This is a genomic window from Thalassoglobus polymorphus (assembly GCF_007744255.1).
In the GTDB taxonomy this organism is placed as follows: domain Bacteria; phylum Planctomycetota; class Planctomycetia; order Planctomycetales; family Planctomycetaceae; genus Thalassoglobus; species Thalassoglobus polymorphus.
In genome coordinates, this window is the sequence record NZ_CP036267.1 from 6214448 (window position 1) to 6236540 (window position 22093).

Sequence of the window (22093 nt, forward strand, 5' to 3'; positions counted from 1 at the left end):
TCAGGCTCTCGCAAACAGATGCACGTTTGTTGGTTTGAAATCCATTTTTAAGACTTCGGCCTTTTCTTTCATAGCAATAAAACGAAAAAAACGCAGCGAAACGTCCACGCAGTCACTGACCAACTGAGTGAGAGGCCCGGAGAGCAAACTGAGTCCGTCCGTGGTGGTGTTCGTTTTTCAAGATCTTCACCAATCATAATTTCATAGAACCCTTTCAGCAGTTGCCTGCTGCACGACCATTTTGAGTTTCATGTCTGATTCAATCGAAATACAACCTGTTTCATCACCGGTTTGCGGCTCAATTCGGCCTCCGGGATCGAAGAGCCTCACAAACCGCGCGCTCATGATCGCCGCACTCGCCGACGGTACTACAACACTCACCGGAGTACTCGATAGCGTCGATACCCAAGTGATGGCAAATGCTCTCGGTCAACTCGGAATTCTGGTTGAGACCGATTTCGCGAACCAGTCCATCACCGTTCAAGGGGCCGGTGGAAAGATTCCTGCTGCCAAAGCGGATCTATGGTGCGAAAATAGTGGGACCAGTATTCGATTTCTCACAGCCTTGTGTGCCATCGGAAATGGAACATATCGGCTCGATGGAAACGAACGAATGCGCGAGCGCCCCATCGCTCCGCTTGTGGCCGCCTTGGCGAACGCTGGCATTGAAGCTACTTGTGAGCTCACAAATGATTGCCCTCCGGTCGTTATCAAGACAAACGGATTGAACGCGGATGTGATTGAAGTTTCAGGAGCAATTTCGAGTCAATACCTCAGCGGCTTGCTGATGATGGCTCCCGCTGCCCAATGCGACATCACGATTCGTGTCGTTGGAGAACTTGTCTCACGCCCTTACATCGATATGACCCTCGAAGTGATGCGCTCCTTCGGTGCGGTCATTGAAGAACCTGAACCGAATCAGTTTCGCGTGAAGGCGACCGGTTACACTGGTCGCGAGTACGACATCGAGCCGGATGCCTCCGCTGCAAGTTATTTCTTCGCAGTCGCTGCGATTACTGGAGGAGAAGTCACGGTTGAAGGACTGCATCGAAACGCACTTCAAGGTGACGTCGGCTTTGTTGATGCACTCGTTGAGATGGGCTGCGGAGCGAAGTGGAATACGAATTCCATCACCGTGATCGGCAAGCCACTCAAGGGAATCGATATCGACATGAACACCATCAGCGACACGGCTCAAACATTGGCCTGTGTTGCACCGTTCGCTGAAGGAACGACACGCATTCGGAATGTCGCCCACAATCGAGTCAAAGAAACAGACCGCATTCAGGCCGTTGTTGATGAACTTCAACGGGCTGGAATCAATGCTGAAGAACATGAGGACGGAATGACCATTCATCCCGGCAGCCCACAGTCAACAACAATTCACACGTATGATGACCATCGAATGGCAATGAGCTTTGCTCTTTTAGGGCTGAAATCTCCGGGGATTTCCATTGCTGATCCCGGTTGCACATCAAAAACATATCCCCATTACTTCGAAGACCTCGAACGTCTTTGCCGAGGTGTCCAATGAGTTCTCCACAGAGTGGTTCCAATCGTGATCGTCGTCCCAAAAATCAGGGCCGTCATTCGAATAAAAAGAAGTTCGTCAAAAGCGGAGCTTCCAATGCCAGATGGTTCGCTTTTAAAGCGTTGCAGGCAAATCGCGAGCGAGATGTCTTTGTCTCCAGAATTCTGGATGACCAGTTCAAGTCGAAAACGATCCCTTCGGTCGATCGTAAAATGGCGACAGAACTCGCCAACGAAACAGTCCGCAGGCGGGCGACTTTAGATGCCATTCTCACTGCGTTTGTGACTCGTCCACAGGAGAATGTCGAAGCCGATTTGTGGACAATTTTACAACTTGGTTGCCTGCAACTCGCCTGTCTGCCACACATCGCTTCACACGCTGCCGTTCACGAAACAGTTCAGCTTTGTGAAGAGCTGCGAAATGCTCAGGCAAAGCCTTTCATTAACGGCGTCCTGAGAAACATCGGTCGCAGCGTGGTCAGCCGGGAAGAGGTCGAAGACCTTGATCTGGCTGAACTCGGACCGCGTCAGCTTCCGCTGCTCTCATTGAGGGGACGCGACAAGAAGTACGAAATTGCGACTTTCGACCGGGACATCTTTACGAATCCCGCTGACGATGCGCTTGCTTACATCTCTCAGGTGAGCAGCTTACCGGAGTGGCTGCTTCAGCGACTCACCCCAGAAGAGGCTGACAAAAACCAGATGTTGAAATCGGGTTTGTGGATGACGATTCCTGGTCGGATGTCTTTGCGAGTGAACCTGCTGCAAACCGATCGAGAGAAAGTTCTCGATGTTTTGGAAGCTGCGGAGTTGTCAGCTCATCCTGGAACGCTGCCTGAAGCGATCGAACTCGATGGCAGCGTCGCGATTATCGATTTGCCCGGCTACCGCGAAGGCTGGTTCAGTGTGCAGGATCTCTCAGCGATGTCCTCAGCCGATCTTCTCAATCCACAACCGGGTGAGAAAATTCTCGATTTGTGTGCCGCTCCCGGTGGGAAGTCGACTCACATTGCCGAGCGTCTCAAGAACGAAGGTCGAGTTGTTGCTTGCGACACCGCAGGGAATCGAATTCGGATTATCAACGAAAATGCCGGACGGTTACAACTCCCCTGTATCGAAACCCACCTCATCCATGAAGACGGCAGCGACATCCCCAGCGAAGACTACGATGCTGCCATTGTTGATGTTCCCTGCTCGAACACCGGAGTGCTTGGAAAACGGCCCGAAGCCCGCTGGCGCATCATGCCAACCACATTCCGTGAGTTAATCCCTCTTCAGATGCGGTTGTTGAAAGATGCGATGAGCCGGGTCCGACCCGGTGGACGTGTCGTCTATTCCACATGCAGCATCGACTTCGAAGAGAACCGAGGTGTTGTCGATGCGGTGCTGTCGAAACATCCCGAGTTTCATGTGGCAGAAGAACGAATCCACCACCCCGGCGAACCCGCCGACGGTGGGTATCAAGCATTACTCATCCGCTCAGAACCCTCGCCCGTTTAACCTTCCTCTTCGAAGGGAGACGTCATCGTCCCGACTTCGAGCAGTTTGCTCTATCGTGTTCTTGCGGAACGTGTTTCACCAGTAAAATAGCTGAGCACCGCAAGTTAGCCCACCGACAGGGGGCAGTACCGGGTGGGCGTGCAGTTTGGGCAGTCCGCCCATGTCAGGTTGGGGGGGCGAATGAGAGTTTGCTGTGATTGCCAGAAACGGTTTGAATTGTTTCTGGTGACTCTGTTCCAAATGGAGGTTCGCGTAACCCAACACTGTTGAGCACGATCGTGGCTTACTCGAAATGTTTGAATTCGTCTCCGTATCATCGCGATTCTCGACCGCTGGGTGGTCCAACCGACCCGGTCGGTCCACCCAGCGGTGCAGAGTGATCGCTCTTGCTGGACGTTTTCATATCGTAGAATGTTGCATCTGCACTCGCACGGCTCGCAGAGACCGTGGCACTCAATCACTCTAAACCAGGCCACCCCGCCTCTAAATGATGGGTTCCGCGAATTCCTGCTGCGATCAACGCAACATCCCGGTTCCCCTACAATGTTGCATGGGATCACGTTCTATCATTCGCATCACCAACCTACGATTACTCACTGGTGAAGAGTCAATGTATGCTCGAAATCGGACACCAAGCAGAACTGCCCAGCGCAGAGAGGTAGGTTAAGTCCCAGGCTGTGCGCTGCACGGATTAGCCGACGATCTTCCGTCACAAATAGATCACATTTGCTGCGCATTGCTGCGAATACAATCTCGAAGTCTTCGGAAGGGATTGCTGTGGCACGTACCAAACTGTCAAGTATGCATGGATGCGAAACTACATCTCTTTTGTTCCACTGGGCGTCAAATACACTGATGTACGGTACGGTCACAACAGCCTGTACTTCGAGAAACCTCCTCAATTCGTGGCAGAGGCTGTCAAATGCCCGACGGTTGCGATCTAAGCTTCGGAGTGTTTCAAAATCTTCATGCAATCCCTCACGATCAGGGTCGACTACATATTGAAACATTTTCGCTTCTTGCTCGGGGCTGACGTCAATGCCATCAATGTTGTTGATCCAGAAGTGCGCCGTTTCATAGCTCTGTTCGTGATACTTGTTGGTCATTGTGTCGAGTGTCCTAGGATCCGAATCTCCCTTCAAGTGCCTACTCGCCCAATCCCCACGCCCCTCATCCGGCTTCTTTCCTCCAACGCCTCGAAATGCCATGTAGCACTCGAAAATGCACTTCTCAAACGTGACTCGTTCGATCGTTTGATTGGTGAAAAGAGAAGTTTGTGACTCTTTCTGACCTCGGCGCCATCTCGCAAACTCAGGCAGTATTGCAGATGTATCAATAAAAACTTTCATGGATAATTCCTTTGGGCAGGTGCCGTGGGCAGGGCCACCCCGCCCCCTCTTCAATGGACAGGTCACTGCCTGTGATAAAAGAATGGAAGTCAACGCTGAATCCGCCACGCCCATCCTTACGCTGCACTCCAGTCTGAGCGTGCCACCGATTGAGTACCGTAGGGTGGGTGAAGCAATCCGTTGATGAAAAGGTGGGTTACGTTCTCGATTTCCCCGATGAAGAACAGTTAATATTGATTCACGATTCATTGCGCAACCCACCGTTCACGAGGACCGCCGAACTTCACCCACCCTACTTTTACTTTTACTGTCTTCGTCGCTGATTACAGGCTGTTGAAACTTTCATGACAGGTGGATCAAAAATTCGCAAGCCGACCCTCATCGCTTCGAGCCATTAGTGAATAGTAAACCAAATATTCGATATTTTCGTTGATGAACTTCACGCTCCCATCAGCCATCAGAAAATTGCACCCCCCTGAGTGAAAGCTGAATGTCGTTGAGTAACCTAGCTCCGTCCAATACTGTCCAGATTTCGACTTTGACTTTCCATTAATCGGATGATAGGTGGAAGGTCGAATCACTAACCCGTTAACAGATCCGACCCTCCCGATCCATGTTGGCCATCCCACTCCATCCTTACCTGGATGCGCCCCTTCCCCCATTGCCAAAGTCTGGCTGAGGCCATCATGGAAACTGCTGAACCGCACGACATGGTCTCTAGGCCCGACATAAACAAACGTACCGCTTCTACCAACCATGCATCCACGATAGTCCGTTGTTCCGTACCCGATCCTCCATGCCTCCATTGCTCTCGGGCCAACAAATTGAGTAGTGTCTTCGAGAGTTGAAGACGGACATTGGAAGATCTGTAATTTTTTCCCTCCTTGAGGATGAATTTCTCCATGCTCAGAGAAATAATCTTCAAAGACAGAACGCCCACCTTGAGGATTTAACTTCTGGTACAATGCCCCTTGATCAAGATGAGGAAGCAGAAACGTCCCCCATCCCCAGCAGTCAATATTCGATGTCTCAGAATTATCAACAATTGCAGGAACGACGCATCGATGGACATCATGATACCCATGAATTGCAATTCCGAATTGCTTGAGATGGCTGCGACATTGCGTTCGTCTGGCAGACTCCCTCGCCTGTTGCACGGCAGGGACCAGTAAGCCCAAAAGGATTCCGACAACCGTCAGTACAACAATCAACTCAACGAGAGTGAATCCCGTTCTTAGCCTGATAAGCGACATGGCACTATCCCCTGGATACGGCTGACGTTTAGTCCAAAAGCGTCAGCCGTATCTTGAAACAACAATAAACAAGTTCATTAGGAGTTATTCCACGTTCTCCTTGCAATCTTCGTAGCAGGTAAAGTTCATAGGGTCGCCCAAGCTTACGCCTAGTCCAACTCCTCTGGATTAACGACTTCTTTGAAAAATGAAAACCGCGCTCCCGATTCCAATCAACGCGACCACGAAAACCCAGAACAATATATTTTTTCGTGACTTCACTACCGAAGGTGCTTCAGTCACCATCATTTCTGCGTAAGTCTTGCCTGTGCGCGTCTCCTGCAAGTCAACTTTCCGAAACGATCCATCTTCCCGAACAACAAACTTCGCCTGCTTAGGACCATCCATCACAACACTTCCGGGAGGAAATTCGATCACAAAATCGCTATCTTGCACTCGTGTGTTCAGATTCATGTTGGTGATGCGACCTTGGAGGACCTCGCCAATCGTCGGAGGGTTATGGGAAAAAACAGTGATCTTCCAATCCTCGGGGAGAACCCCCCATTCATCATTAATTTGATAGTTGATATCAACACGACACATCAATTGCTTTTTACGCATTGAGAAGAGTTCCTGTCGAACCAGCGCGTAGCCCAGTTGTGGAGCAACTGTGAATTTGAATCGCCCTTCATCAAAGACGAGAGCTTTGAAACCATTGATCTCTGCTTGAGTATATTCGGCACTCCACTCAAGTGGATTGACCCCTTGCAGCTCTTTCGTCAACGGACGGAACCCCATAATGATCGGAAGGCACTGATAGTTCCAGCTTTCTCCGAAGAGCGTAGCCTGTTCGATATAACCAGGAGGATGACCTTTGTGCCGGTCGCTTTCCATGAACTGATAGCAACGCTCTCCATCAAATGCGACTGTCAGTGTTTCGTTCTGCCACGTATCCGCTTCAAAATTATATTGAGCTCCAGATTTCACATATCTGGCTCGCTCTTTGTCAAATAGAAATAATGATTTCTGTAGAGTCTTACGTTTCGACCTCGTGTCAGCCGGTGCCTGCGTCGCTTCGACTTCAAACTCTATCTTCCCAGTTCTGAACCGTTCTTCACGCTCACTCCAGGATTTACGGATTTCTTCTCGAACGTCTCCGTAGAGAGGCTGTACTTGAGCGACAAAAATGCCAAATACTATCAGCGCAGAAATCTTCAATTTCATCGAACTCTCCTCATCTGTCCGGAACCGAGAAAAACTTCTTCCTGGTCGAGACTGACAACCGAGACTGGAAGCGTTGCTGACACAGTTTGCGAGGAATCCTGGGCAAGCAGCATCAACTGAATTTCTCCTTGAACTGTTTCACCTGCTTCGGCATGAGTGTCAACAGAGACATTCAATTCATGTTCACTCCGTGCCTGCTGTGCTGTCGGCGTATTCACGACAATGGAGGGATGAGAAGGTAGAACCTTTACAACCCGAAATTTGCGCTGCCGGTCAGAGAATACGCGAACGGTCTCACTCTGTGTTTTCTGTTTGTCAGCTTCCAGATAGAAAAGCAATTGCCGTGGGCTGTAATCAAGATCAGACTCAACTCTTCCGTTGACCCAAATTTGAGCGACCTCGTTTTTGTCCTTGGAAGGATATTCCGCTCGAACTTCTAGCGGGTAGGAAAACTCCCCGATATGAAATTGAGGTGACAACTCACAATCCCAGACTTCTATTCGTTCTAATGGATTTGTCTCAGAACGAATATTCTTAACAGTCAGGTTTTGATCTTTAGAAACCAACAAAAATTTTTCAGCATCTGGGTCAACAATAAACTTCAGCTGTAATGTCTTGGACCTTTCGCCAACTTGAACATTCTTGGCGAATCTGTTCACGGTTGCAGGGGACACAAATGGTTTCTTGACGCGACCAGAAAAATAAAATTCCTGGATCCTGTTTTCTCCAAGATTAAAACGGACTTCGACTCCAAACGGAGAGATAAGATCCTTTGATTTTGAGACTCGGCTATAATCAATATTTGCGTTTACTAAAATCGATTCATTCTGTCTTAATTCAAATTCAGCAGGATGAATCGAGGTACAAGAGCAGGATGTTACCACTTTCTCAACGTGAACAGTTTCTGATGATGAATTTTGAACACGAAAGGAAAAAGGGCGTTTGCCAAGTGAGCTGACAATTCCCATGTCCAATTGATCGGTTTTAATCCGAAGAGGCCCGTCCAGCGAAGAAAGAATTTGTACCTGGTCACCGTTGCTGGAAACAATCGGTTTGTGAACTTCACTACAACTAGCACAAGAGAAGAGAAGAGAACGTGAAATGGACATTCTTGGCCTCCAGAATGTTGTTGATGGCTCCCCACCGTTACATCGAGCTTAACACTTACGCCAAAGGACGCAATGGTAAACTTCGATATAAGTTTTGGCAGACGGTGAGCCACTCCGACCGAGTTGTTCGGTTGGATTGTGTGGCACGCCCAGGCTGTAGCGGAGCGAAAGAATGGGCGTGGCGAGCACGAGGTAGAGACTCAATCATCGACAAGCTCTCGAATAAAATGAGAGTTCACGACTGAAATAACGACAAGTGACGTATCCAAAATGGACGGACCAGCGATCGCGGTGGTCCGTCCATTTTGTCTACAGGTACTGGTGTGTCCTTCACTGGTTCTTAGATCGACCGGGCCATCGCCTCAAAAGAAGGTCAAGGTTCACGCTGAGGCTCCAGATCGTTTTTTTATCCCGGCTTGTCGGTAGTGAGGGGGGAAGCTGGGGCTGTTTTCTCACTCTCAACTCGCGAAACTCACACGCTTTATGAGTGCTCTCAGCTTTGATAAACTAGTGCTTGTGGACATCTTCTGTGAAAGCAGAGAGTTCATGATGGAGTGCCCGGGCGACAGTTTTTCGAGGCTGTCGGGTCGATTTGGTCCCCCACCCAGCAGTTGAACACGTTGGGCGAGTCCCAGCTTACATATTGGTCGCAGCTTGAATGCTGCAGCAGGAGTGACTTCTAGATGAGTAATGCGAATCCATTTGATGCGGAAACCACCCTCTCGACAAAAGCGGGCGATTTCAAAATCTATCAGCTGCAAAAACTTGTTGATGCCGGTTTGGGCGACATCTCAAGGCTTCCCTACTCGATTCGAGTTCTCCTGGAATCTGCTCTTCGGAACTGCGATGGCTTCGCGATTTCCGAGGATGACATCAAGAATATCGCTTCCTGGAGCCCGAAAAACACCACAGCGACCGAAATTCCTTTCAAGCCGGGGCGCGTTGTCCTGCAGGATTTTACTGGTGTTCCCGCAGTTGTCGATCTGGCAGCTTTGCGTGAAGCGATGGTGAAGATGGGTGGCGATCCCAAGAAAATCAACCCGCTTGTGCAGTGCGATCTGGTGATCGACCACAGTGTCCAGGTGGACCAGTTTGCGACCAAACTGGCGTTGCAATTTAATGTCGATAAAGAATTTGAACGAAACAACGAGCGGTATCAATTCCTGAAATGGGGACAGCAGGCGTTTCAAAACTTCCGAGTTGTTCCACCAGCGACGGGGATTGTTCACCAGGTGAACTTAGAGTACCTCGCCGGCGTGGTTTTGACCTCCGATGGAAAAGCTTATCCCGATTCGCTCGTCGGGACAGATTCGCACACGACCATGATCAACGGGCTGGGCGTTGTTGGTTGGGGTGTCGGGGGTATCGAAGCTGAAGCTGTCATGCTTGGTCAGCCAATTTACATGCTCTTGCCAGAAGTTGTCGGCTTTAAACTCGTCGGCAAACTCCCCGAGGGAGCAACCGCGACCGACCTTGTGCTCACTGTCACTCAGATGCTGCGGTCTCACGGTGTGGTTGGGAAGTTCGTCGAATTCTACGGACCGGGACTGGCTGGAATGTCGCTGCCGGACCGGGCGACTCTCGCCAACATGGCACCTGAATATGGGGCGACGATGGGCTTCTTCCCTGTCGACGATGAAACGCTCCGCTATCTCGAACGAACAGGTCGTTCCGCCGAACAAATTGATCTTGTTGAAAAATACTTCAAGGCTCAGGGAATGTTCCTGACACCTGAATCTCCAGATCCAGAGTTTACTGCCACGCTCGAACTCGACATGGGAACAGTCGAGCCATCACTCGCTGGCCCCAAACGCCCGCAAGACCGAATTGTTCTGACGGGTATGAAGAGTCAGTGGGAACAGGATCTGAGTGCGACATTCGGGAAATCAACCAAAGGTGGTGAATCGACCCCAGAGTCCATGACTTCCGAAGGGGGAGCTGCGGTTGCAACTGCGGTTGCTGAAGACCCCGGACTCGCAGGGGTTCCCGTGGAGTTCGATGGCAAAAGCTTTGAGTTGAAGCATGGTTCTGTTGTCATCGCGGCAATTACCAGTTGTACGAACACGAGCAATCCGTCCGTAATGATCGGGGCGGGACTTTTGGCACGTAATGCAATTGCCAAGGGGCTCAGCAGCCAACCGTGGGTCAAGACAAGTCTCGCTCCTGGATCACGTGTGGTGACGGACTACCTCGCCAACTCGGGACTGAATGTTCCCCTCGACGCTCTTGGTTTCAACCTCGTCGGTTATGGCTGTACGACCTGTATTGGGAACTCTGGTCCGTTGCCAGAGCCGATCTCCAATGCGATTCAGGAGAACGATCTTGTTGCCTGTTCCGTCTTGTCGGGGAACCGAAACTTTGAAGGCCGCGTCAATCCAGACGTGAAAGCCAACTATCTTGCATCTCCTCCTTTGGTTGTCGCTTACGCACTTGCAGGCACAACCGATATTGATTTGACCACTGAGCCGATCGGTCAGGACAGTGATGGAAATGATGTGTTCCTCAAAGATATCTGGCCGACTCAAAAAGAGATCGCCGATACGATCGCCTCTGCGATGTCTCCGGAGATGTTCGTCAAACAATACTCTGAGTCGGCAGCTGGCCCACCAGAATGGCAGGCAATCTCTGGTGCAGAAGGAGACCTTTACGCTTGGGATCAGCAGAGCACATACGTGCAAGAGCCTCCGTTCTTCCAGGACATGGACACCGAGCCAGCACCAATCAAAAGCATCAGCGGCGCTCGCTGTCTTGTCAGTGTTGGAGATTCAACAACCACCGACCACATCAGTCCTGCCGGGAACATCAAAGCCGATTCTCCAGCTGGGAAGTACCTGCAAGACAACGGGATCGCCGCTGCCGACTTCAACAGCTATGGAAGCCGCCGTGGAAACGATCGCGTGATGACTCGCGGAACCTTCGCAAATATCCGGTTGCGAAATCTTCTCGCTCCCGGAACTGAAGGTGGAATGACAACTCACATTCCATCCGGTGAGCAAATGTCGATCTTCGATGCGTCGTTGAAGTACCAGGAAGAGGGAACTCCGCTTGTTGCACTGGCTGGCAAAGAATACGGCACCGGTTCCTCACGAGACTGGGCAGCCAAGGGGACACAGCAACTCGGAATTCGAGTTGTCATCGCAGAGAGTTTCGAACGAATCCACCGTTCCAACTTGATCGGAATGGGAGTGCTTCCTCTGCAGTTCCGCGAAGGGGAAAGCCGCGAAGCTTTCGACCTCGACGGAAGCGAAATCTTCGATGTTGTCCTCGACGATAACCTCAAACCGCTTCAGGCGGTTGAAGTGACCGCTCGCAAGGCCAATGGCGACGAAGTTCACTTCATCACCACCTGCCGCATCGACACCCCCGTTGAAGTTGAGTACTACCGCAACGGCGGGATCCTTCACAAAGTGCTGAGAGACTTGGCCAAGAGTTAGGACTCTTTGGAGCATGGAAGTTGAAACAGCCCGGAACAGACTATCGTTCCGGGCTGTTGTCGTATGTAGGGCATTTTCACGCTTGTCCATGTCCGGTACGACTACTTCGATTCGAAGTACTTTGACATTTCCGGCGCAACCTTGTTGAGTTCATTGACGATGAGTGGTGCAGTGAGTTTCGCTCCTTTGGTGTTCAGGTGGGTGCGATCAAGGCCGCCCTTGGGTTGTTCGTAGGAAATCTCAATGCACTTTTCGGGGCCGAGTTTCTCGCAAAGTTCAATGCTTCGAGTATGGAGATCGACAACCGGAACATTGAGTTCTTTGCCAACTTTTTTGACGGCAGTAACGTAAGGAACCAGTGACGATGTGATCTTGCCCTGTTCGTTAAATCTTCTGCGTGTGAGTGATGTGACCAGAATTGGTGTCGCTCCGATCTCCCGTGACTCATTGACGTATTGTTTCAGGAATTCTGTATAGGTCGTCGAGGGATCTGTCTCACGGGCTTCTCCTTTTCCGGGTTGGTCGTTGTGGCCAAATTGAATCAAAATGTAATCGGGCTTTAAGTCCAGGCACTTCTGCCAGCGTCCCTCTGCCCGAAAACTCTTTGAACTTCTCCCGCCAGCAGACAAGTTGACGCACTTTGCTTTTTCGTTCAAAAGATCGCTGAATCCTTTTCCCCAGCCTGCTGTATCGGTGACGGTCGAATCTCCCGCCAGCACAATCGTCACCGGTTTCTCATCCGCCATTCCATAGCGACACATCAAAGCCGCTGCCACACAGAAGTAAATTTGTCGTCGTGCGAGGTTGTTGAACTGCCGAAGCGTCATCTTTGAAAGCCTTGTTGTTTAAATGAACGAGTCGAAAGAAAGTGATTATGATTCTTTATTGTTAGCGTACTTGCTCCCTTTTCATTCGAGAAGCGACTTTAGAAATTGCGGAGCAGACTCTGTTTATCATGTGAATGGCCAACGGTTCGATGCTGTGCAGATGGCGATGCAACCAAGCGTTCTTTCTCTGTGACAACTGTCCCTTCACGTTTTCTTTTCTGCTAGAACAGTTTGCTCTACCGTGTGCCCGTGAAGAACTCGTTTGATTAATAAAATTGCTGTTCGCCACGAGGCAGAACCTGTACACCAATTCGAAAGATGCTCTAAGATGTCGGCAGAGATTCCATCGCCTCTAAATTTTGTAAACATGCCGAAGATTGACCGCTCGAGCTTATGAAATTCCCACTCGAAATTTTGCAGCAGTGTTGGTTTCTGGCTGGTCCGACGGCATCGGGTAAGACGGCTCTGGGCATCGAACTGGCGAAGCGGATCGGCGGAGAAATTATTTCGCTGGACTCGATGGCGATTTATCAGCAGATGGATATCGGGACAGCCAAGCCGACGCCCGCAGAGCAATCGCAAATCCCACATCATCTGATTGATGTCATCGCAGCTCATGAGGATTTCTCAACGGCTGACTATATGGAGCAGTCCCGCGCTGCGTGCGAGGAGGTACTCTCTCGAAAGAAAATACCGATCTTCGTCGGCGGAACCGGACTCTATTTGCGGGCGGTCCTCCGAGGTGTTTTTGAAGGACCAGAAGCAGACTGGGACTATCGTCGGCAGCTTGAAGAACGAGCTCAGCACGAAGAGGCCAACTGGCTGTACAGCCAACTCCAATCTGTGGACTCGGCCACGGCGGAGCGACTTCATCCGAATGACGCCAGGCGACTGATCCGGGCTCTGGAAATTCATCACGTCACCGGGTCACCCGCCTCGGAGCTTCAAGATGAGGGGCCACTTCCGAAGGAAGAACAACCGAAGCATGTTTATTGGCTTCATCCAGATCGTGATTGGCTTTACGAGAGAATCAATCGGCGTGTGGAACTGATGATAGAGCAGGGGCTGGAAGAAGAGGTCCGCTCTCTACTTGCTCTTGATCCACCGATCGGACGGACTGCCCGGCAAGGTTTGGGGTATCGGGAGATGATCGATTTCGTCGAAGGTCGGATTGCAACCATCGAGGAGGCGATCGAATTGATTCAGACTCGGACACGGCAATTCGCAAAACGGCAGCACACCTGGTTTCGAAATCTGGAAGAGTGCAGAGCGATTGAATTTCCCCGAGAAGCGACGACAGCCTCGCTTCTGGAAAGATTCGTAGATTGATTTGGTTTACGTCCAAATGAATCGCTTGTTGAAGGTCGCTCAGCGTTCAGAATGGCTGGGGGAATCTGCCCAGAACCGTTTTCAAATTGAGATTCTTTGATGCCAAGCCTAGGATATAGGGAGTCCCCATCATGCCGTCAGCGGGTCAGGGATTGAGATCCTGAGAGAAAATGGAGGCGGGGACTGTTGGGTGGCATCAAAATAGAATCAAACTATGAACAACAACGCACAAGCGTGCAGCGGATTTTTCCCTGCCACGTCTCGAAGAGATTTTCTTTCGCAGTTCGGAATGGGGCTGGGTGCGGTCGCGCTTTCTCAACTGGGAGAGCCTGAGAAGGTTCTTGCGGATGCAGGGGCGATGCAGTCGTTGCATCATCCAGCGAAGGCGAAACGGGTCATCTTTCTGTTTCAGGCGGGGGGACCGTCTCAAATGGAGACGTTCGATTACAAGCCTGTTCTCAACGAACGTCAGGGACAGGAACTCCCGGATGAAGTTCGTAAAGGGCAACGGCTGACCGGGATGAGTGGGAATCAATCAAGCTTGCCGCTGGTCGGATCACCTTTCAAATTTGCACAACATGGAGAGAGTGGAGCCTGGCTCAGCGAAGCATTTCCGGAGACTGCGAAGGTTGTGGATGAATTGTGCTTCGTGAAAAGTCTCCACACTGAGGCGATTAACCATGGCCCCGCAGTCACCCATGTGCAGACCGGGTCTCAATTCCCCGGTCGTCCAAGCATGGGATCTTGGCTGAGTTATGGTCTGGGTGCAGAGAACGAAAACCTGCCCGCGTTTGTCGTGATGGTCACCAAAGACAAAGGTGGTCAGCCGCTGGTCTCGCGATTATGGGGTAGTGGATTCCTTCCGTCGCGGCATCAGGGAGTTCGCTTCCGGGCAGGTGACGAACCGGTATTGTATATCAACAATCCCAAAGGGCTCGGCAGCGAGAACAAGCGGAGCATGCTCGATGCGTTGAGTCAGCTACACCAGTTGGAGCTCAAAAAATCACCCGACCCGCTGATTGAAACTCGCATCTCACAATATGAGTTAGCGTTCCGAATGCAGACAGCCATTCCCGAAGCGACTGACTTTTCAGGAGAGACCGCGAAGACGTTTGAGATGTACGGAGAGGATTCCAAAAACCCTGGAACGTTCGCAGCCAACTGTCTTCTGGCTCGTCGTTTGACTGAGCGGGGAGTTCGATTTGTGCAGCTGTACCATCAAGGATGGGATCACCACGGCGGCATCCCCGGTGGCATTAAAGGACAGGCTAAGCAAACCGATCAACCGGCATCAGCACTGATTCAAGATCTCAAACAGCGTGGTCTACTCGATGAGACCCTCGTGATTTGGAGCGGAGAATTCGGTCGCACGAATTACTGTCAGGGGAAGCTGAGTGCCAACTTTGGTCGAGATCATCACCCACGTTGTTTTTCTGGTTGGCTGGCTGGTGGAGGGATCAAAGGAGGGATGAGCTTCGGTGAGACAGATCCTTTCTGCTATAATATTGTTGAGAACCCGGTTCATGTTCACGATTTTCAAGCGACGATTTTGCACCTTCTGGGAATTGATCATGAACGGCTGACCTACAAATACCAGGGGCGACGTTTCCGCCTGACCGACGTTCACGGACACGTTGTCAACGAAATCCTCGCGTGAGAGTGCACCACACTTTCCCGAAAACCTCATCGATCACTCTACGAGTTTGACTCATGAATCAATTATTCTCCATTGCGGTAGCTGCGATTTTGTTGACCAGCGTCTTACACGCTGAGGATGAAATCAGTTTCAACCGAGACATTCGTCCGATTCTCTCTGATAAATGTTTTGCCTGTCATGGGCCTGAAGAAGCGTCCCGAGAAGGAGGGTTTCGGCTCGATGACCAAGAGAGCTCTTACGGAGAAGCGGACTCGGGTGAGCATCCCATCGTTCCCGGAAAACCGAATGAGAGTGAATTGATCGCCCGGATTTTATCCGATGACGAATCGATTCAAATGCCTCCAGCAGAAACGAACAAGTCGCTGACCGCGGCTGAAAAAGAACTGCTGAAGAAGTGGATTGCCAGCGGTGCGGAATGGGAAGCTCACTGGTCGTTCATCCCTCCCGAGCTTCCTGAACTGCCGGAAGTTTCTGAGTCAGAATGGGTGAAGAATGAAATCGATCGGTTTATTCTTGCGAGGCTCAAAAAAGAGGGACTCGTCCCCACTGAGCAGGCAGACAAAGCAACACTGATTCGCCGAGCAACGTTTGACCTGATCGGACTTCCTCCAACTCCTGAAGAAGTCAAAGCGTTTCTGGCAGACGATTCACCCGATGCATACGAAAAAGTGATCGACCGACTTCTTGCATCCGAACGTTTTGGCGAGCATGTTGGCCGCTTCTGGCTGGATGCTGCTCGATACGGCGATACACACGGACTGCACCTGGACAACTATCGTGAAATGTGGCCCTATCGAGATTGGGTGCTTAAAGCGTTCAACAAGAATATGCCGTTTGATCAGTTCATCGTGGAGCAGGTCGCGGGTGATTTAATTCCGAATCCAACAGACGATCAACTCATCGCCACCGGTTTTAATCGTGCTCACGTGACGACCAGCGAAGGAGGTTCCATTGCTGCCGAAGTTCACATGCGGAACGTCGTTGACCGTGTGGTTACTTTCGGAACCGTCTTCATGGGGACGACGCTAGAATGCACGAGCTGTCACGATCATAAATTCGACCCACTCACCATGACAGATTTCTACTCGCTGTATGCTTACTTCAACAGCATCGATGGAAACCCTCTCGATGGAAATAAGAAAGACCCGGCACCTGTTCTGAAAGTTCCGACTGAAGAAGAGAAAGCCAGGCTCGCAAAATTTGACGCGGAGATTGCAGAATTACAAAAACAGCTCAATCAACCATGGCCTGAATTGGTCGCAGCTGAAACCGCATGGGCCAACACGGTTCTTGAGGAGTCAGGGGACGGCGACGTGACTTGGGATGTTGTTGTTCCAGATGAATTCACATCGAGTGGTGGGGCTGATCTCAAAGTTCTCGAAGACAATTCTATTCTCGCAACTGGCCCAAACCCTGCGAAGGAAATCTACGAGGTCGTGAAACAGATCGAAGGGACCGGTTGGCAGGGGATCAGGTTGGAAGGTCTTCTTGACAAAGCCAACACGAATGGCGGAACTGGTCGAAGCTCGAACAGCAACGTCGTCCTAACCGAGTTCGAAGTCTACGCTGCTTCCCTTCCAGATGAAGGTGAGGAGCCGCAATGGAAACGAGTGGACATCGTCAAGGCGTCTGCCGATCACGCTCAAACGAATGGTGACTTCAAAATTGAAAATGCGATCGACGGAAAACCAAAAACCGGCTGGGCAACAGAAGGCTACGCGAAGAAAGAGCCTCGTACCGCATTGTTTCAAACGAAAGCTCCTTTCGGATTAGAAGGGAAAAGCCTCGTTAAAATCGTCCAGAAGTATGAGTCGGTCTACGCAAACCATCAATTTGGACGGTATCGACTTTCGCTCACCAAGCAACAACCGATCCGTTCAGAAGTTCCCGCAGAGATCCTGACGATCCTGAAAGTGGAGTCGGAAAAGCGAGACCAAAAACAGAAGGATGCTTTACGGAAATATTACCGGGACAACGTCACAACGGATGCCGGTTACATCGCAGTTCGTGATGGATTGGCTGCGAAGAATAAGGCGAAGACGGACCTCAATAATGCAATTACGACAACTCTGATATGGAAAGAAAAAGCGAAACCGGTACCGGCTCATATTCTCACACGTGGAGAGTACGATCAACCCGGAGAGGAAGTGTCGCGTCGAACTCCAGAGTTCTTGCCGCCGATGGCAGAGGGATTACCGAATGACCGTATGGGATTGGCTCAATGGCTGATCAGTCGAGAGCATCCATTAACAGCTCGCGTCACAATCAATCGCTTCTGGCAGCAATTCTTCGGAACCGGTCTTGTGAAAACTTCAGAAGATTTCGGATCGCAAGGCGAGCAACCGAGTCACCCACAGTTGCTCGACTGGTTGGCTGTGCAATTTATGAACGACAATTGGGATGTCAAGAAGTCGATGAAGCGGATCGTGATGTCAGCCACGTATCAGCAGTCATCGAAGGTCAGTCCTGAGCTTGTCAAGAAAGACCCGGAAAATCGATTGCTTGCCCGTGGTCCCCGCTTCCGTCTCGACGCAGAAATGCTTCGTGATCAAGCATTATTTGTCAGCGGATTGATGGTTCAGAAATTCGGAGGTGAGAGTGTGAAGCCTCCACAACCGGATGGCCTATGGTTTGCAGTTGGGTATTCCGGATCAAACACTGTGAAATTCAAAGCGGACACCGGTCCAGAAAAAGTTCATCGCCGGACGGTCTACACGTTCATAAAACGCACAGCTCCGCCACCGCAGATGAATGTTTTCGACGGTCCGTCGCGCGAGTCATGTACGGTTCGACGTGAGCGTACCAACACTCCACTTCAGGCACTTCTGCTCTTTAATGATCCTCAATACGTTGAGTCTGCGATTGCCTTAGCAGCTCGGTCCATGGATGAAGGGGGAGCGGACGAAGTCGCCATCGCCAACTCGATGCTCTGGCATGCCCTCAGCCGCGAACCATCACCGACGGAAATCGAGTCTCTGGTCAAAGGATATCAACAAGATGTCAAACTCTTTGACTCGAATCCTGCTGAAGCTGAGAAACTGATCGCGATTTCATCAACAAAAGTCGCTGAAGGAAAAGAGGTTTCGAAGGTGGCCGCCTGGACGATGGCCGCGAATTTATTGCTGAATCTCGATGAAGTCGTCACTAAGAATTAGACGCTTGGAACTAGATGTTTGGGGGGCAAGGTGTTGTGTCTATCCCTCGAAATCTATCACATGTCAACAGAAAAAATCGCCAGGAGAAATGTCTTGATTGCTGCCCGACAACTTCTTTCACTGCTCATTTCACAGTGTTCTCTTGGTCTGTTGAGCTTGCTCTGTTGTGTCACTGTGTATGCCGATGACCGACCAAATATCATTTTCATTCTTGCTGACGATATGGGCTATGGTGATGTTCAGGCACTCAACGAGAAATCGAAAATTCCGACACCAAACCTGAATCGACTTGCAGCTGAAGGGATGACATTCACCGATGCACACACACCGTCGTCAGTTTGCACTCCGACCCGATACGGAGTTCTCACCGGTCGCTACTGCTGGCGGACCCGGCTAAAGAGTGGTGTGCTCAACGGATACGGGGCGCCCCTTATCGAAGATGATCGGAAGACTGTCGCGGAAGCATTGCGTGCGAGCGGGTACTGGACCGGGATCGTTGGGAAGTGGCATCTAGGTTTAGGTTTCGCCAAGGATGGCAATGAATTTGATTTTTCAAAACCAGTTTCGAATGGACCGCACACCCACGGTTTTGACTATTCGTACATCATTCCAGCCTCACTCGACTTTCCCCCATATGTTTACATTGAAGCAGGGAAGATTACCGAGTTTCCGAAGCTCAGCCAGAGTGCACAACGATTCCCCGCATTCCTTCGTCAGGGAGAGCGATCACCAGACTTTGTAATGGAGGATGTCCTCGACAACTTGCGTTCTCATGTGACGGCGCTCATTTCACTTCAGGCAAAAGAAGAGAAGCCGTTCTTCATTTATTTCCCGCTGACAGCGCCGCATAAACCTGTTTTACCCCATCCACGATTTCGAGGAAAAACAGAGCTTGGCCCGTATGGGGACTTTGTCCATCAAGTCGATGACATCGTCGGGGGAGTCGTGAAAGCTGTCGATGGAGCAGGCATCGCTGAAAACACGCTCATTATTTACACGAGTGACAATGGATCATTCATGTATCAATATGACGGGACGAAAACCGATCACCTTCAGGATGAAAAAGTCCAGGGGTACAGGGTAGAAAACCATCAGCCGAACGGTCCTTTTCGTGGAACAAAAGCAGACATCTGGGAAGCGGGGCATCGTGTTCCATTCTTCGCTCGCTGGAAAGGGAAGATTGAAGCAGGAAGCAAGTGCGACGAGACGATTTGTCTGACCGACTTCTTCACAACCGCGACAGAGATCGCCGGGGCGGAGGTGACAGGCGACGACGCTCCTGACAGCTTCAGTCTGCTCCCATTGCTGAGTGGAAAAGACCTGGCGAGTCCACGACCACCAGTCATTCATCATTCCGTCCGAGGGATGTTTGCAATCCGTGATGGAGATTGGAAACTCGTCCTCGGTGACGGTTCCGGAGGCCGTCAGGCGCCGAAAGGAAAACCGTTCAACAAACCGTATCAGTTGTTCAATCTCGCTAACGACATCGGCGAAACGACAAATGTGATTGCTGAAAACCCCGAGATCGCCAAACGTCTCGAAGCCGAGTGCGAACGCATTCGAGAATCGGGAACGAGTCGCAAGTAGAGCAAACTGCTCTATAGCGACCGATATTTTAAGGACTTCGGGTTTAAGGCGAACCTTCAGATGGGACGTCCGCATTCACTTGTCCTGCCTGAACCCATTTTCCAAGTGGGGCAATCAGCATTGTGTCCAGGATCAATTGCGTTGCATGGAACATCAGAATCGGAAACGCAGCGAATGGAAGGTTTCGATCTGCGAGAAGATCAGTTGCGATATAGATCCCGATAGCGAGGGTCTTCTGGGACCCTGAGAAGACCGTCGCAACAGTATCACCTCGCTTGAAGTTAAATGCCTTCCCACCAAAGAACGCCAGTATGAGACCTGCCACATGCAGTGCCAGACAGGAAAACCAGACGAAGAGTATCGGTCCGATCGTCATCCCGGAAGAATCGGACTCTTGAAGTTGCTCGCCTCCTTTGACTGAGGCCCAGAGAACCAGCCCCAAAATACAGATTTGGGAAATCGACCCGAATAATGTTTTTCGATTATCTGCAACCGCTTTTAAAAACGGAGAGATTCGAGCGACTTGCCCCAACGCAATAGGGAGCAGGGCGGTGTAGAAAAGACGCTCAATCATTTTCATGGTATCGAGCGTGACCCCGTCACCCAGAGACTGGCTGAGCCAAAATGGTGTGATCAAAAAACAGAAACCGTTGGTCAGGATCGTACACAGCAGAGAGACTGCGTCATTTCCCTGTGCTTTTCTTGCCCAAACCGAAGCCGATGCCATCGTACTCGGGACACTGGTCGTAATGATCAATCCCGCTGCAAAGTCCGGCGTGAGCTGCAATTTTGATAGTGGAATTGCAAGCAATGGGAGTGCCACGAAATTCACAATGCAGGCCCATGTGACTGGTGCAGGAGCTTTAACGGCAGCCGTCAGCTTTTGAATATCCAGCGTGACCGACATCAGGAAAAGAATAAATGCGACGGTGTACCGATTCGCCTTTCCCATGAAGTTCGAGGAGAATGCTTCGATGCGTTCCGCCGGGATGGTGATGCCCAGAATCAGTCCCAGAGGAATGATGAGGATTAAACTCGTGAGAAACCAGCGTTTTCTAAGGAAGTCAATCATACGTTTTCGTTGGTCTCGGCTGGGTAGGTACTCAACATCGAATCCGATTCGTTCCGTTTTGAGGGAACGAATCATTCACTTGGCGGTTGTGGTTTCTCCGCTGATTCAAAGAGTTTTTCCCAACGCTGAATCAAATAGGCGTATCGAAGCGAGGGAGTCTCTCGATTCGCAGCTTTGAGTGTCGCAAGCGCATCGTCGAAATCCTCAGAGGCAATTTGTGCAATCATTTTCAGGTCGGTCGCTGAGTGTCGCATCTCTTTCAGTGGCACAAGCTGGGTACGTGATTGCCGAGCAGTGGCAACAAACCGGTCTAATGTCTCGATTGCGACACTGGTCTTGTGGAGATCAAGCTGAGATTCGCCAGCCCACAAGGCAGCGTAGTTGGCAGCCTCTTCGTTCAGGATCGTTGCGTTCGTGCGGTAGGCACTCAAAATTGGACCAAAATGCTTCAAGGCTGATCGGTGATTCCCTTGAAGTTGTTCGATACGAACCGCGTGCAAAGTTGTGTCGGCAGCCTGAACGGTAGGAGCTTGTGCTTGTGGATCTCGAACGAGCTTTTGAGACTGTTCGTCATAGATCATGCTTACTTTCTTGAGCTGCGGCCCCGCAAAAATCTGGACTTGTAAAGCGTACGCACTGTCTGGGTCTTGCTTTGCCAGCTCGAGTGCCGAAATCTGCTCGTGCGGAAATTTCCAGATTTGAATTTGATCACTCTCCCAAAGCTGATTCTTTTTCCCAGCTGCAATGGCGCGTTGCTGAACGGAAGCATTTGGACGCAGAGCATTCTCTCCCAAACCATCGTAAAGAGCGATTGGGAATAATGGGTCGAGCATGTATTGCAACTCAGCCATCCGTCTCGACCATAAACTCGGCGTGCCGATAATGCTCACACTGAATTCGGCAAAGTCTTCTTTTGTGAGTGGGTATTTCAAATCGGAAGAATCGAGTGCGCGTAACGGAGATCCTTCTTTTTTGATCTCAGCAAGAGTTGCTGGGAGAGTTGGGAATGGAGTTGTTTGTTCACCGCTCAAGCTCGGGATTGGCAGACCGAGTTTAGGATCGAAGAGTAACACCTCACCCTTCGCCGT

Annotated in this window: 15 protein-coding genes and 1 pseudogene (1 of these 16 only partly in view); 8 read left to right on the forward strand and 8 right to left on the reverse strand. The window is 50.7% G+C overall.

The window, feature by feature from the left end; all coding sequences use genetic code 11:
- Positions 1–250 precede the first annotated feature (250 nt).
- Positions 251–1534, forward strand: coding sequence for a 3-phosphoshikimate 1-carboxyvinyltransferase (gene aroA, locus Mal48_RS22535; protein WP_145205285.1), 1284 nt, complete (start codon positions 251–253; stop codon positions 1532–1534).
- Positions 1531–3030: a transcription antitermination factor NusB gene (locus tag Mal48_RS22540; RefSeq protein ID WP_145205288.1), complete on the forward strand. Its 1500-nt coding sequence runs from the start codon at positions 1531–1533 to the stop codon at positions 3028–3030. Before aroA ends, Mal48_RS22540 begins: the two co-directional genes overlap by 4 nt.
- A gap of 593 nt (positions 3031–3623) precedes the next feature.
- Here the strand turns inward: Mal48_RS22540 and Mal48_RS22545 are convergent.
- From Mal48_RS22545 to Mal48_RS23935, 5 genes and pseudogenes are all read right to left on the reverse strand, one after another.
- Positions 3624–4379: a PIN domain-containing protein gene (locus Mal48_RS22545; protein ID WP_145205291.1), complete on the reverse strand. Its 756-nt coding sequence runs from the start codon at positions 4377–4379 to the stop codon at positions 3624–3626.
- A gap of 356 nt (positions 4380–4735) precedes the next feature.
- Entirely contained in the window at positions 4736–5632 is an 897-nt protein-coding gene (locus tag Mal48_RS22550; RefSeq protein WP_145205294.1) for a DUF1559 domain-containing protein, read from the reverse strand.
- A gap of 168 nt (positions 5633–5800) precedes the next feature.
- Positions 5801–6835: a hypothetical protein gene (locus Mal48_RS22555; protein WP_145205297.1), complete on the reverse strand. Its 1035-nt coding sequence runs from the start codon at positions 6833–6835 to the stop codon at positions 5801–5803.
- Positions 6832–7509 (reverse strand): hypothetical protein, encoded by a 678-nt coding sequence (locus Mal48_RS23695; RefSeq protein ID WP_231739797.1) that lies wholly within the window; start codon positions 7507–7509, stop codon positions 6832–6834. The genes Mal48_RS22555 and Mal48_RS23695 overlap by 4 nt, the downstream gene beginning before the upstream one ends.
- 129 nt (positions 7510–7638) lie before the next feature.
- Positions 7639–7944 (reverse strand): annotated as a pseudogene (locus tag Mal48_RS23935) (DUF1573 domain-containing protein); the annotation flags it as partial.
- Here Mal48_RS23935 and Mal48_RS23700 point away from each other — a divergent pair.
- On the forward strand, positions 7932–8189 hold the full coding sequence (locus Mal48_RS23700) for a hypothetical protein (protein WP_231739798.1): 258 nt from the start codon (positions 7932–7934) through the stop codon (positions 8187–8189). The pseudogene Mal48_RS23935 and the gene Mal48_RS23700 overlap by 13 nt on opposite strands.
- Positions 8190–8627: 438 nt before the next feature.
- Positions 8628–11378: an aconitate hydratase AcnA gene (gene acnA / locus Mal48_RS22565; protein ID WP_145205303.1), complete on the forward strand. Its 2751-nt coding sequence runs from the start codon at positions 8628–8630 to the stop codon at positions 11376–11378.
- A 101-nt stretch (positions 11379–11479) separates the two neighbouring features.
- Here acnA and Mal48_RS22570 read toward each other — a convergent pair whose 3' ends face one another.
- Entirely contained in the window at positions 11480–12205 is a 726-nt protein-coding gene (locus tag Mal48_RS22570; RefSeq protein ID WP_145205305.1) for a rhamnogalacturonan acetylesterase, read from the reverse strand.
- Between the two features lie 393 nt (positions 12206–12598).
- Between Mal48_RS22570 and miaA the strand changes: the two genes are divergently transcribed.
- The 4 genes from miaA (at position 12599) to Mal48_RS22590 (ending at position 19933) form a co-directional block, all read left to right on the forward strand.
- Positions 12599–13534: a tRNA (adenosine(37)-N6)-dimethylallyltransferase MiaA gene (gene miaA / locus Mal48_RS22575; protein WP_145205308.1), complete on the forward strand. Its 936-nt coding sequence runs from the start codon at positions 12599–12601 to the stop codon at positions 13532–13534.
- A 214-nt stretch (positions 13535–13748) separates the two neighbouring features.
- Entirely contained in the window at positions 13749–15191 is a 1443-nt protein-coding gene (locus Mal48_RS22580) for a DUF1501 domain-containing protein (RefSeq protein ID WP_145205311.1), read from the forward strand.
- 53 nt (positions 15192–15244) lie between these two features.
- On the forward strand, positions 15245–18346 hold the full coding sequence (locus tag Mal48_RS22585) for a PSD1 and planctomycete cytochrome C domain-containing protein (protein ID WP_145205313.1): 3102 nt from the start codon (positions 15245–15247) through the stop codon (positions 18344–18346).
- Between the two features lie 60 nt (positions 18347–18406).
- On the forward strand, positions 18407–19933 hold the full coding sequence (locus Mal48_RS22590) for a sulfatase family protein (protein WP_145205316.1): 1527 nt from the start codon (positions 18407–18409) through the stop codon (positions 19931–19933).
- A 43-nt stretch (positions 19934–19976) separates the two neighbouring features.
- On the opposite strand, the gene Mal48_RS22595 is transcribed toward Mal48_RS22590, so the two are convergent.
- Complete coding sequence (locus tag Mal48_RS22595) at positions 19977–21080, reverse strand: bile acid:sodium symporter family protein (RefSeq protein ID WP_145205319.1); 1104 nt, start codon at positions 21078–21080, stop codon at positions 19977–19979.
- Positions 21077–22093, reverse strand: partial view of a hypothetical protein gene (locus Mal48_RS22600; RefSeq protein WP_145205322.1) — the 3' portion only. The gene runs 693 nt beyond the window's last position; the window shows 1017 of its 1710 coding nt (coding positions 694–1710); its start codon lies beyond the right edge, outside the window; it ends in the stop codon at positions 21077–21079. Before Mal48_RS22600 ends, Mal48_RS22595 begins: the two co-directional genes overlap by 4 nt.